Source organism: Rothia sp. 27098_8_29, assembly GCF_041432785.1.
GTDB lineage: Bacteria > Actinomycetota > Actinomycetes > Actinomycetales > Micrococcaceae > Rothia > Rothia mucilaginosa.
Genome location: NZ_JAPWAI010000001.1, coordinates 432,828 through 446,583 on the forward strand (window position 1 = coordinate 432,828; position 13,756 = coordinate 446,583).

General features: G+C 59.8%; 12 protein-coding genes. 8 read left to right on the plus strand and 4 right to left on the minus strand.

What is annotated here, in order from left to right; genetic code table 11:
- Window positions 1–159 precede the first annotated feature (159 nt).
- From O3649_RS01765 to secA, 3 genes are all read left to right on the plus strand, one after another.
- Window positions 160–882: a ComF family protein gene (locus tag O3649_RS01765; protein ID WP_371572484.1), complete on the plus strand. Its 723-nt coding sequence runs from the start codon at window positions 160–162 to the stop codon at window positions 880–882.
- 209 nt (window positions 883–1,091) lie between these two features.
- Window positions 1,092–1,733, plus strand: a complete 642-nt coding sequence (gene hpf, locus O3649_RS01770) for a ribosome hibernation-promoting factor, HPF/YfiA family (RefSeq protein WP_239665130.1) — start codon at window positions 1,092–1,094, stop codon at window positions 1,731–1,733.
- 352 nt (window positions 1,734–2,085) lie between these two features.
- Complete coding sequence (gene secA, locus O3649_RS01775) at window positions 2,086–4,701, plus strand: preprotein translocase subunit SecA (RefSeq protein WP_371572486.1); 2,616 nt, start codon at window positions 2,086–2,088, stop codon at window positions 4,699–4,701.
- 126 nt (window positions 4,702–4,827) lie between these two features.
- On the opposite strand, the gene O3649_RS01780 is transcribed toward secA, so the two are convergent.
- Both O3649_RS01780 and O3649_RS01785 read right to left on the minus strand, forming a co-directional pair.
- Window positions 4,828–5,493 carry an Rv3235 family protein gene (locus tag O3649_RS01780; RefSeq protein WP_371572488.1) on the minus strand — a complete coding sequence of 222 codons (666 nt, stop codon included), beginning with the start codon at window positions 5,491–5,493 and terminating at the stop codon, window positions 4,828–4,830.
- 109 nt (window positions 5,494–5,602) lie between these two features.
- Window positions 5,603–6,535, minus strand: coding sequence for a LysM peptidoglycan-binding domain-containing protein (locus O3649_RS01785; RefSeq protein ID WP_371572490.1), 933 nt, complete (start codon window positions 6,533–6,535; stop codon window positions 5,603–5,605).
- A 208-nt stretch (window positions 6,536–6,743) separates the two neighbouring features.
- On the opposite strand from O3649_RS01785, the gene O3649_RS01790 reads away from it, so the two are divergent.
- Window positions 6,744–7,397: a hypothetical protein gene (locus O3649_RS01790; protein ID WP_049349479.1), complete on the plus strand. Its 654-nt coding sequence runs from the start codon at window positions 6,744–6,746 to the stop codon at window positions 7,395–7,397.
- 191 nt (window positions 7,398–7,588) lie between these two features.
- On the opposite strand, the gene O3649_RS01795 is transcribed toward O3649_RS01790, so the two are convergent.
- Window positions 7,589–7,822 (minus strand): helix-turn-helix domain-containing protein, encoded by a 234-nt coding sequence (locus O3649_RS01795; RefSeq protein WP_044150292.1) that lies wholly within the window; start codon window positions 7,820–7,822, stop codon window positions 7,589–7,591.
- A gap of 363 nt (window positions 7,823–8,185) precedes the next feature.
- Here O3649_RS01795 and O3649_RS01800 point away from each other — a divergent pair, with 363 nt between their 5' ends.
- The 3 genes from O3649_RS01800 (at window position 8,186) to O3649_RS01810 (ending at window position 12,425) form a co-directional block, all read left to right on the plus strand.
- A complete protein-coding gene (locus O3649_RS01800) occupies window positions 8,186–8,878 on the plus strand; it encodes an SAF domain-containing protein (protein ID WP_371572492.1) in 693 nt (230 codons plus the stop codon).
- The gene (locus O3649_RS01805; RefSeq protein ID WP_371572494.1) at window positions 8,875–10,545 is read left to right on the plus strand and encodes a CpaE family protein; all 1,671 of its coding nucleotides are present in this window, start codon (window positions 8,875–8,877) and stop codon (window positions 10,543–10,545) included. The genes O3649_RS01800 and O3649_RS01805 overlap by 4 nt, the downstream gene beginning before the upstream one ends.
- 305 nt (window positions 10,546–10,850) lie before the next feature.
- Entirely contained in the window at window positions 10,851–12,425 is a 1,575-nt protein-coding gene (locus O3649_RS01810) for a sensor histidine kinase (protein ID WP_070819477.1), read from the plus strand.
- Window positions 12,426–12,580: 155 nt separating this feature from the next.
- Here O3649_RS01810 and O3649_RS01815 read toward each other — a convergent pair whose 3' ends face one another.
- Window positions 12,581–12,829 (minus strand): WhiB family transcriptional regulator, encoded by a 249-nt coding sequence (locus O3649_RS01815; protein WP_005505386.1) that lies wholly within the window; start codon window positions 12,827–12,829, stop codon window positions 12,581–12,583.
- A gap of 472 nt (window positions 12,830–13,301) precedes the next feature.
- On the opposite strand from O3649_RS01815, the gene O3649_RS01820 reads away from it, so the two are divergent.
- Window positions 13,302–13,742, plus strand: coding sequence for an alpha-N-acetylglucosamine transferase (locus tag O3649_RS01820; protein ID WP_070819478.1), 441 nt, complete (start codon window positions 13,302–13,304; stop codon window positions 13,740–13,742).
- Window positions 13,743–13,756 lie beyond the last annotated feature (14 nt).

Below are 13,756 nucleotides of genomic sequence, written 5' to 3' on the forward strand. Positions count from 1 at the left end.
AGTTCAGAACAGCGTGGTTTGAACGGGTCTCTGACCGGGCTCGCTGGCGCTCTCAAGAGTGCCGGTGGGTCTTTGGGCGAGGTGCTGATGCCGCGTACTTGCCCGTGCTGTGCGGTGCCGGTCACTTATGGGGCAGGCTCGCCACTGTGTGAGGCTTGCTTGCCGCAGTTGCGTTCGGCGTTGGCTAAGGCGGAGCGAGTATATGCTCTGCAACCTCTTGATGGCGCGGCTGCACCCGAGGTGCGTGCGGCATCCCGTTATGAGGGGAGCATGCCGCGTGCCCTGTTGGCGTTGAAGAATGCGGGCCGTACAGACCTGCTGCCCCTGTTGGGAGAGGGTTTGGCACGTAGCGTATACGAGCTTCTTCGGGTGCATCGGGCTGAGCTTCAGAGTGAGCCGGGCTCTTCTCTTTCTTCTGTAGATACCTCCGCCGCACCGGTTGAGGTTCTGCTGGTTCCGGCACCGTCCTCTGCGCAGAGCGTGCGCCGCCGCGGTTATGCGCCGGCGAATCTTTTGGTGCAGGAGGCGGCGCGTCAGCTTAATAAGCGTCTGCCTGCCTCGGTGCGGGTGCGCGCTGTGGACGTCATCGGGTATGCGCCTCGCGGTCGGCGGGGGAGCGGCGCCTCCATTATTTCTGATGCGATTTCCGGTGCGCAGAACGAGCAGAAGAGCCTGGGCGCTGTGGGTCGTGCCGAGCGGATGCACGGTGCCTTGCGCGTCATGGAGCCTGCCCTGTGCGCGGGTCGGGTGAGCGTTATTTGTGATGATGTGGTGACCACCGGTGCGACCGCCTCTGAGATGGTGCGTGTGCTGCAGGAATCCGGTTCGCGGGTGCTGGGCGTGTGTGCTGTGGCGGCGGTACCGAAAAAGGCTCAGATATAGCGTTTCTTGTAGTTAGTTGCAAGAGATACACGATTTTTGGCGAATAAAGTTCGCAGACGGACGAATAGCTATTATTTAGGCTAAATATTTGTCATATCTAGTGATATGAAACATGTTTCGTACTAGAATATAGACAAGGGAACGGCATTGGAGTCGAACCCCCGTACCGGGTCCAGCCGGACGCGGTATAAGCCCCCAACCTGGAGGGAATGATCGTGGAAGTCAACATCTACGGCCGCAATATCAAGGTCACCGAACGCCTGGAAGAGTACGTGAGCGAGAAGGTTCAGAAGTTCGCTCAGCTCGGCGATAACGTGAAGGACATCGACGTCAAGTTCAGCAAGGACGGTCACCTGGGTGGCGAGTCCATCCGCGTTGAGATTACCGTTGTTGGTACTGGTCCTGTCCTCCGTTCCGAAGCCCAGGGTCACGACAAGTTCGCGGTCTTCGATGAAACCTACGGCAAGCTCCTGGAGCGTCTGCGCCGTGCACGTGACCGCCGCAAGCTGCACAAGCGCGGTGGCAAGCACCCCGTCTCCGTGGCGGACGCTACCGGATCGATTCCTGTGGTTACCGAAGCAATTACCGAGATTCTGCTGCCGGATGTTCCGGTTGAAGAAGCAGCATTCGACAACAGCGAGGTTACCCTCGCCGACGAAGCCGCATCTCCCATCGAGATTCGCCACAAGAGCTTCAAGGGTGAGCGTCTGACTCCCGCAGAAGCTGTTGACCGTATGGAACTGGTCGGCCACGACTTCTACCTGTACATTGACAGCGAGACCGGCGCACCGGCTGCGGCATACCGTCGTAAGGGCTGGAGCTACGGCATCATTACTCTGGACAACGAGTAAAAACTAACGTACCTGCTGGATGCTGAGGCGTAAGGCTCTTTAGGGGTCGTACTCAGCGAGTGGGCTCAAGACCCGGGCGGTCTGGGAACATACACCGTGTTTCTCCAGGCCCCCGGGTTTTTCTTTGCCCTCCACACATCTGTTCCTTTAGACGGATGGGTCGGCTCTGCCTCAACCGGAGGGTGAAAGATTCGAGTGTCACCAAATGTCACCTCGTGGGCGCAGAGCGTAAAAAAGAGCTCGGACGGGCGAATTAGGCGGCTCTGCCATACAATATGTAGGAAGGCCTCACCGCGCGCACTTTCGCGCGCCCTTGGTGAGGGTACCGAAACAAGCAAGGAGTAGAAGCTCAGTGGCATCTTTCTTGGAGAAAATCCTCCGAACCGGCGATAAGAGGGTTCTGCGACAGCTCGAAGCGTACACTAAGGCGGTGAACTCGCTCGAGGACAGCTTCGCATCGATGACCGATGAGGAACTGCGAGCAGAGACCGACAAGTTCCGTGAGCGCGTCAAGGATGGCGAATCCCTCGACATTATGCTGCCGGAGGCCTTTGCGGTGGTCCGTGAAGCATCCAAGCGTACCCTGGGCAAGCGCCACTACGACGTGCAACTCATGGGTGGTGCAGCGCTGCACCTGGGCAACATTGCCGAAATGAAGACCGGTGAGGGTAAGACCCTCGTCGCGACCCTGCCCGCGTACCTGAACGCGCTGAGCGGCAAGGGCGTGCACATTGTGACCGTGAACGACTACCTGGCTGAGTACCAGGCGAACCTCATGGGTCGCGTGTTCCGCTTCCTCGGCATGGAGTGCGGCGTGATTCTGTCATCCATGGAGCCTGACGAGCGTCGTAAGCAGTACGCCGCAGACATCACTTACGGTACGAACAACGAGTTCGGCTTCGACTACCTGCGCGACAACATGGCGTGGACCGTGGAGGAGCAGGTTCAGCGCGGCCACAACTTCGCCATTATCGATGAGGTGGACTCCATCCTGATCGATGAGGCGCGTACCCCTCTAATCATTTCCGGCCCCGCAGCGGGTGAGGCGAACCGCTGGTACGCAGAGTTCGCGCGCATTGCCGCGACCCTGCTCAAGCGCGGCGAAGACTACGAAGTAGACGAGAAGAAGCGCACCGTCGGCATCCTCGAATCCGGCATTGACAAGGTGGAAGACCACCTGGGTGTGAAGAACCTCTACGAATCCAAGAACACCCCGCTCATTGGCTTCCTGAACAACTCCATCAAGGCGAAGGAGCTGTTCACCAACAACAAGGACTACGTGGTCATTGACGGCGAAGTCCTGATTGTTGACGAGCACACCGGTCGTATTCTGCCGGGCCGCCGCTACAACGACGGCATCCACCAGGCGATTGAGGCGAAGGAAGGCGTCGAAATCAAGCCTGAAAACCAGACCATGGCGACTGTGACCCTGCAGAACTACTTCCGCATGTACGACAAGCTGTCCGGTATGACCGGTACCGCGGAAACTGAAGCGGCAGAGTTCATGAACACCTATGAGCTCGGCGTGGTGCCCATCCCCACCAACAAGGGTGTGCAGCGCATCGACAACCCCGATAAGGTGTACCGCGACGAAATCGCCAAGTTCAAGGCGGTCGTCAAGGACATTAAGGAACGCCACGAAAAGGGCCAGCCGATCCTGGTGGGTACCGCAAGCGTGGAGAACTCCGAGTACCTTTCCCGCCAGCTGGCGAAGGCAGGCGTGCGCCACGAGGTGCTGAACGCAAAGAACAACGAGCGTGAGGCTGCTATCGTTGCGCAGGCGGGCCGTAAGGGCGCCGTCACCGTGGCAACCAACATGGCTGGTCGCGGTACCGACATTATGCTCGGTGGTAACCCCGAATTTGAGGCCGTCGAGAAGATGCGTGAGCTCGGCCTGGACCCAAACACCAACTCCGAAGAGTACGAGGCACGCTGGCCCGAGGTCCTGAAGGCCTGCGAAGACGCCGCTAAAGAAGAGCACGATGAAGTCACCAAGCTCGGTGGCCTGTACGTGCTCGGCACTGAGCGTCACGAGTCCCGCCGTATCGACAACCAGCTGCGCGGTCGTTCCGGCCGTCAGGGTGACCCGGGTGAGTCCCGCTTCTACCTGTCGCTGACCGACGAACTGATGCGCCTGTTCAACACCGGCATGGCAACCCGCCTCATGGCGGCAGCCCCCGAGGACTCCGCACTGGACTCCAAGATCGTTAGCCGCGCTATTGCTACCGCACAGGCAAACGTTGAGGGCCGTAATGCTGAACAGCGTAAGAACGTGCTCAAGTATGACGACGTGCTCAACCGCCAGCGTGAAGCGATCTACAAGGACCGCGGCCGCATCCTGCACGGTGACGACCTGAAGGAACAGATTGCCGGCTTCGTGGACGAGGTGCTGACCACCATCATCGACGCGCGCGTCGCTGAAGGCCACGCCGAGGACTGGGACTTCGACGAGCTCTGGAGCGCTCTCAAGCAGGTGTACCCCATCTCCATCACCGTGGACGACCTCGCTGAAGACGCTGGCGACCGCACCAAGATTACTCGCGACCAGATCGTGAAGGAAGTCCTGGCGGACGCACACCTCATCTACGATGAGCGTGAAAAGAGCGTCGGCGAAGAGAGCATGCGCGAAATCGAACGCCGTGTCATGCTGTCCGTCATCGGCGAGCGCTGGCCCGAGCACCTGTACGAGATGGAATACCTCAAGGAAGGTATCGGTCTGCGTGCGATGGCTCAGCGTGACCCGCTGGTCGAGTACCAGCGTGAAGGCTACGACATGTACCAGTCGATGCTCGGCGCGATCCGTGAAGAGACCGTGACCTACCTGTTCAACCTGGACCTGTCCAAGCAGCGCACTCAGGCTTCTGCCGTGCGCCTGGCTGAGCCTTCGCGTCCGAAGTTCCTGCAGTACTCCGCCCCGGATGAGGACGGCCACGAGCAGGTTCACGTGGAACGCTCGAAGGACAAGTAGCCTCAGCGTAAAAGCTGAAATGCTATAGATCTAGCAGAGAGGGTGCGAATCCAACACTGGATTCGCACCCTCTCTGCGTGTCTGTGCATGTCTGTGCGTTCCTGGGCGCGTTGTGTACGGGAAACCTTAGTCTTCGTCCGTGCGGCTCTGCGGCTGCTCGATGGAGGTAATCAGCCACATGCCGTGAATCAGCCGCATCTGCATGGTCACCACGCGCACCTTATCCGCACAACGCAGTAGCGCCACCACCTCGTAGAGCTCCTCGTGTACCTTCTGCGCTCGCACCCGCAATAGAACCGGCGGAAGAGTCAACAGCATCTCCTTGCGCACCTGACGCGGGTTCTTCGGGAAGAGGTGCAGCAGACGGTGGAAACAATCCGCTGACACCCACTGCGCCAGCTGCTGACGCGAACGACGAGCCGACATAATCTCCAGGTAAGCAATAGCCACACCCGCGCAACGGCCCTCCAGCTGGCGAGCTAGCGCATCCGCCGGACGCAGCGGGCGGCCCCTCTTCACTACCTTCGGGCGCTGAGCCGAATGCTGCTCATAACGCGGCAGAGGAAGCAGCGAATAAACCGAGGGGCTGTTGCGCCTCTGCACCAGAGTCATCGTGCCCTGCCCCTGCTCGGGGAGCGGAGCCACCTGCTCGGCAGCCACCGGCTGAGTCACCGGCTGGGATGGGTACGTCGCCTGACGCTTCGAGTACGGGCTGGCAGGCTGGTTGTCGCGGGAGGCAGGCTGATGCGGCGGGGTCCACGGGGAACGGGGGAGAAGGTTGGAGAAGCTCATGACGGCTCCTTTCGGTGCAGAGGCTTTCGGTGCAGGGGTATGTGAGGTGAGTCGAGCGAACGAAAGACTGTTGGGATGAGGTGGAATGGGGTGGAAGACGCGGGTGAGGTTAGTGAACGGGCTGTTCGGGAATCTGCAGAACCTGCCCCTCGTAGAGCAGCTCAGCGTTCTGGCCCAGAGCGTCCTTGTTCGCCTCGTAAATGTCGAGGGTGTAGTCGTAAATGGTGGAGGCGTCGGTGCCTTCGCCCAGCTGGTCGGCGGCAATCGACCAGAGCGTATCGCCCGCCTGAACCGTGTAAGAGTAGGTGCCCGCCTCGGTGCGGGGAGGAGAAAAGAAGGGGCTACGGTCCTGCAGGTAGCCTGCCGCCTCCGAAGGCTCGGGAGCCAGGGGAATATTGGGAACCTCAGCAGAAAGGGTCAGGGGAGTAGCGGACTGATTCGGGGCGGTATCGGAGAGAACCGCATCTGAGCTGGCGTCTGCCGCCGCGGTAATCGATGAATCTGCTGCCATAACTGCTGAAATGGTTGTCTGCGGTATGCCCTCCGCGCCGTTCAGCCCCGCGTTGCTGGGCGTAGCCACCGTAGCTTGCGCGGGAGCCAGAACCGCCCCCACTCCGAGCGCCGTGCCGCCGAGCGTCAGAACGATGCGGCGCATAAAACGCGGACGGAAAATCGCCGGAACCTGCAGCACAGCGCGGTCAGCGTTGCGGCTCGAAACTCGCAGGGAACGAGCGTAGAAGAGCGCGTAGATAAAACTGATGAACCACCAGGCGGTAATGAGGATTGCCGCCGCGCCAGCGCAGAGCAACGAAGCGTCAGCAAGAGGGTGCGCCGAGGGGATGCGGTGCAGGTTCACGCTCAACGCGCCCAGGACCGCCGCGGAAAGCAGGGGAGGGGCGATGAAGAGCAGAGCGTCCTGGTAGTTAGCCTTGGTGCTGGTTTCATGACCTGCGTCAGCGCCAGATGCCAGAGGAGTAACGGACGCAAGGGGATGCGAAGCGAAGGCTGCGGGGGTTGAACCCGACGTGGAAAGATGGTCCACAATGACCTCCAAATGGTGTGTTTGATGTGTTTTGATGTTGCTTCATTTATACAGGAAGTTGTGTTAAAAATGAAGCAAAACGCATCAAAATGTATAAAAAACATGTAATTTGGTGGAATTTGCTTCAAAAATTAGGCTCAAGAATCATTGCCCGACCAGAAAAACACCCCGGTTCGTATCCGCATCCATCCTCAGGTAGGGTCATAGCATGAGCATGGAAAAGTTCCTACGAGACATTGAGGCGCGCCTCGCCTCCGAACGCGCCTGGGATATGGAACAAGACGCCCGCCAAGTCGCCCGCGTCCACTATTCAACCATCACCCTCGACGACCGCCTCCTCGCACAAGTTGGCGGCCCCATCCGTATCTGCGCCACCGACATGCAAACCTACGAAGGTAAGCTCGAAATGGTCGGCGAAGAATGGGTCAGCATCGAAGCGCGCGGCGAGAACATCATCATCCCCTTGCGCGGAATGCTTTGGTGGGAAGGCGGCATAGCTCCCGGACGCGCTGATGTTCGCCCCGAACGCTACCGCATGAAAATCCAGCTCGCCCTGCGCTCCCTCGCCATGGCACGCGAGCCCGTCCGCCTCTCCCTCGAAGGCGGCACCGTCAGTTACGATGGCGTGATTGAGCGAGTTGGCGCCGACTTCCTCGAATTGCGCCTGCTCAACGGTGGACAGTACCCGCGCATCCACGAACGCGACCAGTACGCGCGTGCAGCCTACGGTGCGCAGGGAGGTTACGGGCAGGCTGGTTATGGTCAGGGCGCCTCCGGCTACTCCCGTGCACCTCGCGGCGCTGGCGTGCGCACCATTCCGCTGGCTCGTATTAGCGCAGTTATCGCCCGTATCTCACGCTAAAAGCACGGGGTAAATAGTGGGCAGTTCAATTTGTGGGAACGCCCATAAAAACGCCTCGACAAGTATAAATTCCCTTATAAAAGCAACAATAAACACAAAAAGGTCCGCCCCTCTCCATTGAAATCTCAATGAGAGGAGCGGACCTTTCTAAAACCACTCGAGCGTTGCGCCCGCGAGGTGCATGTCGAATGCTACTCAGCCTTAGCCTTTGCAGTGAGCTTGCCGGAAGCAATCGCCTCCAGAGTCTGCTCGTGGCGCTCAGTAATGTACTCTTCAAAACGAGAGCGTTCAATGCGCCACTGGTTACGTCCACCAATCTGAATGGCGGGAAGTTCGCCGCTACGCACCAGAGCACGCACCTGCGAAAGCGAAACCTGCAGCTCCTCGGCAACGTCGCTCAGAGTGAGGAAACGAGGTGCAGTCATCGAATTATTCCTTTCCGTGAGTGAAATCCTGGGCCCCTTAGCCACCGTTAGCGGCCTTATACATAGAGTCCATACGGAACATCTATTGAGTACTTTCAGTATATGTCATCACCATGAAATTTGCGCACAAAAAGCCTTATATGAGCTGAAAAGTTATCTAATTACCCATTCAAAAGGGGCAAGACTCAAAAATATTTCATAAACGCGACTCTTGTTGAGAGCGAGTACTAAATGAAATATGCTGTTAGGGTTAGTGCCAGAATCCAGTCAAAGCACTATCGAAAACACACCACTCGCTCATCGGTCAGTTGAACAACACCCGGAATCACCGCCGGCTTCCGCACCGAAAGGCACAACCACATCATGCGCATACGACAGAACGCGACGAAGCGTTCCACCCTCACCGAGCCCCACGCCAGGCGCCTCAAAAGGCCCACCGTCAAGGACTGGCGATTCATCCTCGGTGTACTTCTCGTGCTCGTCTCCATCACCGGCGTGCAGCTCTACGTGCAAGCCAACAACAGCAAAACCGAGTACTACACCGCCAAAAGCGAGATTCGCCTCGGCGAGAAGATCACCGAAGACAAACTAGCCCGAGTCGAAGCGAACATCGACTCCGCCAAAGACAAGTACTTCACCCGCGCCGAAGCCGCACAGATGAACGGCAAAATCGCGATTCAGCGCATCCCCGCCGGCAACTTCATCAGCAAGGAATCCGTAGGCACTGAAACCTCCCCGGGGCGCCGCCTCGCCACTGTCAGCATTGACCGCACCGCTGCCTCCGCGCTGAAGGCGGGCGAGCGCGTGGACGTGTGGACCTCCGGCCCGCGCAACCCCGACACGAAGAGCGATAACCGCACTGAAAACGGCGCCCGCGCCATCGTCACCAACGCTGAAATCGTTGCTGTAACGGTCGACGAAGGCGTGCTTGGCGCCAACGGCAAGGCAACCGTGCAGCTGTGGGTCAAGGAAGAAGCCCTCGCCGCCCTCGTCAAGGAAAGCAACAGCGACTCCAAGATCAGCCTCATCCCCGGCACCTATGGGGAGGGTCAGTGAACATCCCCGTCATCCTCTACGGCGATGACGGCTCGCTCCTGAACCGCATCGAATCCCAACGCGGTCGCGTCTCCGTGGCGCGCACCGTGCAGGACTTCAGCGAAGCCGTCGGAATGGCGCACACCGGCATTGCCCGCGTGCTGCTCTGTGCCCACGTGCCCGCCGAAATAAGCGCCTCCACCGTGGATGCGCTCGCCGCCTCCGAGGTGCTCCTGGCGGTCATCGCCCCGGACAACCTGCATCTGCCCACGCAGGCTCACCGTATCCGCCCCGAAGCTGCCCTCGACGAGATTCTGGGCTCGCTCGAACAAGCGGTGGATGCGGCGCTCGCCCGACCCGCCGCAGGTTACGGTATTCCCGCGCAGATCCCGGCTCAGCCGCCCGTTCAGCCTGTTATCCACCACCCCGAGGCTGCCTACGGTCAGGACGCAGGCTACGGATACGATGCAGGGTACGGCTACGACAGCGCGTACGGTGGCTACGGTTACGATAACGGAGCTGCTGGCCATGGGGCGGGCGGCTACGGCTATGATCCCGCCACGGGTGCTGCTACAAATGCTGGTGCACACTACGGCGCCGACTACGGAGGCTACGGAATCGACCCCGCAGCACCGGCCGCCCCGGCACCCGGTGCGCCTGAGCCGGCGGAAGCCTCCTCGACCGCCCCCAGCAACGAGGAATCCGTGCTCAGTCAGGCCGCTGCCATCGTTGACTCTTTCGCGCCCGGCAGCGACTACGCCCTGCACGTGCAGAACGAGAATAACGACGGCACCCTGCCGCAGCACCCTGACATCAACCAGGACCCCGCCGCGCCTTCCCGCTACCAGCCGGGCCACCGCCTCGGCACAATTGTGACCGTCTGGGGCACTCACGGCGCGCCCGGTCGAAGCACCATCGCCTTCAACCTTGCCGCCCTCGCGGCGCAGCAGGGGCAGCAGGTCTGCCTCATCGACGCAGACACCTACGCGCCCAGCCTGGATGCGCTCATGGCGCTCGAAGATACCGGCTCCGGCCTGGCGATTCTCTGCTCGGACGCCGACCGTGCCCAGCTCGACGAGAAAAAGGCGGGCGCCATCATGGAGCGCGTACCTCTGAAGAACGGCACCTTCGACTTCTTGAGCGGCATCACCTCCTCCTCACGTTGGCCCGAGGTGCGCGCCCGCGCCTTCGCCGAAGTACTCGAATGGCTCAAACACCGCTACGACCTGGTCATCTGCGATGTTGCCGCACCCATCGAGGTCGACGAGGAACTGACCTTTGACGGCCCGGCACCGCGCCGTAACGCCGCGACCCTCACCGCGCTCGCCTGCGCCGACCGCGTAATTGCGCTCGGTGAAGCGGACGTCATCGGCCTGCCGCGCCTGATCAACCTCGCCCGCGAGGTGCAGGCACGCCCGGATCTGTTCGCACCCGAAACGGATGTGCAGTACTGGCTCAACCGCAGCCGCCGCGAAGCCGCCGGATTCAACCCCGAGGCGAAGATGCGCGAGAACTGGGCACGCTACCTGTCGGTTCCGCTCACAGGCGTGATCCCGTACGAGCGTAAGGTCATGGACCGTTTGCGCCGTAACGGTGAAGCGCTGCTGGAGGTCGCACCCCGCCATGCGGTCGTGCAGTCCTTGGAAGCGATGCTTGAAGGTATGTACGCGGTACACCCCGGCGCGTAGGCCCGTCAGCTATAACTAGCGCTTGCTAAAAAGCCCGGCTTATCGGTATTCCTCTCAGAACATGGGAGCGCCGATACGCCGGGTTTTTGCGCCTTCACACGGGGGTCGAAACGGGGGAGTAGTGCGAATGCCTCACTGTACAACTGAGGGGTGCATCTCATCTCACAGCGTCATATTTGGGATTAAAAGCGTGCTTCAAGAAATGCTCTGTAAACTATTCCACGTATTGTCGTTTGAATGGGATTTGCGGCGAACAAACCGTAAAATGGTTGAACACACCCGAACTTAGGGAAGCACACAAACATATGTCTTTTGCAGAAGGAATTATGAGCGCCTGCGACTTCGGTCCCGGCGACACTGAACGCGTTCACCTCATCATGGGCGAATGGCAGGTCATCTCTGACATTGCCCAGAGTGACCTGGTTCTATGGTTCCCCACCGACTACGTTGTTGCCGACGGCAGCTCCCCGGACGCCGTATCCGGTCCCAGCGTAACCAGTACTTTCCGTGCCTTCGCGCACGTGCGCCCCTCTAACGTCCGAACCCTCTTCCACCACGACATCATCGACCACGACATGGAAGACGGAATCCGCGACGAAGCATACCGCGTCTGGATTGACCAGAACATCAGCACCTACACCGACGAAGGAAGCGGTGAAGGCGTTGGTGCCCGCCCGCGCGTACACGTAACCTTCGTGCCCATCGTGCGCAACAACCGCACCATTGCGTTGCTGACCAGCCACAAGATTGCCACACCCAGTGGCTACCCCTCCATTAGCGACGAAGTCTACGAATTCGCTGCCGACACCATGCTCTCCATGGTGCACTCCGGCCTGTGGCCCGACCCCCTCGCCCAGGGAAACAACACCCAGGGCAACCCCCGCGTGATTGACGGCATTATTGTGCTTGACCCGGCAGGCCGCGTAGTGGTGGCATCCCCGAACGCGAACTCCATGTACAACCGCATGGGCATGACCGGCTACCTCGAAAAGCGAAACCTTGCAGACGTCACCCGTGCGATGCTTCCTGCCGGTGAGCAGGCGGATGAAACTCTGCAGTTGGTCCTTGCAGGTCGTAGCGACCTGCGCACCGAATTGGTTATTGCTCGTGCCCGCGTGACCATGCGATCCATCCCGCTGCTTGCGCAGAGGCGTGCTCATATCGAGCGTGAGGGCGCCGTGATCCTTTGCCGCGACGTGACCGAGTTGCGCCGCCGCGAGCTGGAGCTCATGACCAAGGACGCGACCATCCGCGAAATTCACCACCGCGTGAAGAACAACCTGCAGACCGTGTCCGCTCTGTTGCGCCTGCAGTCACGCCGTATGACCACTGATGAGGCACGTCAGGGCCTGGAGCAGGCGATGCGCCGCGTGGCAACGATTGCTACCGTGCACGAGGCGCTTTCGCAGGGTCTGACTCAGAACGTCGACTTTGATGAGTTGATTGAGCGTCAGTTCCACCTGGCCGCTGAGCTTGCTTCCCCCGGTCAGCACGTGTCTACCAAGCTGATTGGCTCCTTTGGATCTTTGCCGAGCCAGTTCGCTACCCCTCTGGCACTCGTTATCAACGAGGTTGTCGCGAACGCTGTGGAGCACGGCCTGGACGGTGAGACTGGCACCGTAACCCTCGAAGGTATTCGCGGCACCAACGATGAGGGTGAGAACATCCTCACCGTCGTGATTACTGATGACGGTAAGGGCATGGGCGATAAGAAGATTGAAGAGTCCGGCCCGAACGCCTACCGCCCGGTGACCGGTAAGGAAGGCCTGGGCATGCAGATTGTGCGTACCCTGGTGGCGAGCGAGCTGAACGGCTCGATCCGCTGGGAGGCTAACGAACCGGCCGGTACCCGCGTGGTCATCACCGCGGTGCTCGTCTAAGCCCCTTCTCGTATGACATATAGAACTGCCGCCGCCCCGAGTACGGGGTGGCGGCAGTTTGCTGTCTAGATAGGTTCTGTATATGGCAAAAGCGTGGTGCAGTGACATAAAGTCACTGCACCACGCTTTTGATGCCCTATTGAATACTCCGGAAGTTAGGATGCACGGCGGGCACGAGCTGCGCGACGCTTCATCGCACGACGCTCGTCTTCACTGGTGCCACCCCATACGCCGGAGTCCTGGCCGGTCTCGATGGCCCACTTCAGGCAGACGTCTACAACCTCGCAAGAGCGGCAGACAGTCTTAGCCTCTTCAATTTGCAACAGGGCAGGTCCGGTGTTTCCTACGGGGAAGAACAGCTCCGGATCCTTGTCCAAACAAGCTGCACGACTACGCCAATCCACGGTGGACCTCCTTCATGATTTACGGTCTCACGCGGTGGCAAGACACATCTATTTTCCTGTGTGCGTGTCAAATACATCCGCTGATGGGATGCTCACCCAGCGTTAGGGTGAAAATTGACTTATCAACTTTCGCATGTTGGAGCGGATGTGACAAGTACTTTTCTCTAAAAACTTCAGTATTACGCTGAGGCATCTATCACTTAGGCAAACCTTTGTCTAATTGATGGGGTGAAGAATCGCATCCTGACACGCATAGTCTGCACCCCGTCTCATGGGCGAGGCGCGGGCGGCTGGGTGAGCGGCGCCTCAGGCATAATATAAAGCGGTACCTACCCCTGAAATACCGCACCGACGACGAGGCGGTGAACCCGAGGCGAACCCGAGGCAGGGGAGCACCCACCCGCTAACGCACTAGCACATCGGGCTGAGTACATCCCGGTCTGCCGCCGACACTACCCATGAGGAGCCCACCGTGCCGTCACGCCCGTTCAACGTCATCTATGCATTCGCCCTGACCGAAACCTTCGCGGCATACATCCTGATTCGCGGCATCCTCTACCCCTTTATCATCAGCGGAATGTCTACTGCTCAGGCGATTGTGGGCGGCGTACTCCAGGTGCTCATTGCCGCGGGCATGACCTACTTTGGCCTGCGTTTCTACCGCGGCCGCTTCGGTTCGCGCCTGCCCATGATTCTGATTACCCTCTGCGCACTGTGGGTCACCGCAAGCACCCTCGTCATGAACGTGAGCGCTTACGGCCTGAACATTGGCCAGGTCATCACGATTGCGGGTGTTATTGGTGCGGCGGCTGCCTTCGTCTTTGTGCTCATGCCCAGTAGCCGCCGCTATATTGAGGCGGTTACCGAAGCATCGGGCGAAGAAACGGAGAAGTACAGCCGCCGACGCCGCTAAACCCCTAGCGCGTA

Excerpts from the sequence above, each read along its gene's own strand:
- O3649_RS01780 (WP_371572488.1), bottom strand. The coding sequence starts at position 5,493 with ATGAGCTTCTCCAACCTTCTCCCCCGTTCCCCGTGGACCCCGCCGCAT.
- O3649_RS01800 (WP_371572492.1), top strand. The coding sequence starts at position 8,186 with ATGCGCATACGACAGAACGCGACGAAGCGTTCCACCCTCACCGAGCCC.
- O3649_RS01790 (WP_049349479.1), top strand. The coding sequence starts at position 6,744 with ATGAGCATGGAAAAGTTCCTACGAGACATTGAGGCGCGCCTCGCCTCC.
- O3649_RS01810 (WP_070819477.1), top strand. The coding sequence starts at position 10,851 with ATGTCTTTTGCAGAAGGAATTATGAGCGCCTGCGACTTCGGTCCCGGC.
- hpf (WP_239665130.1), top strand. The coding sequence starts at position 1,092 with ATGATCGTGGAAGTCAACATCTACGGCCGCAATATCAAGGTCACCGAA.
- O3649_RS01795 (WP_044150292.1), bottom strand. The coding sequence starts at position 7,822 with ATGACTGCACCTCGTTTCCTCACTCTGAGCGACGTTGCCGAGGAGCTG.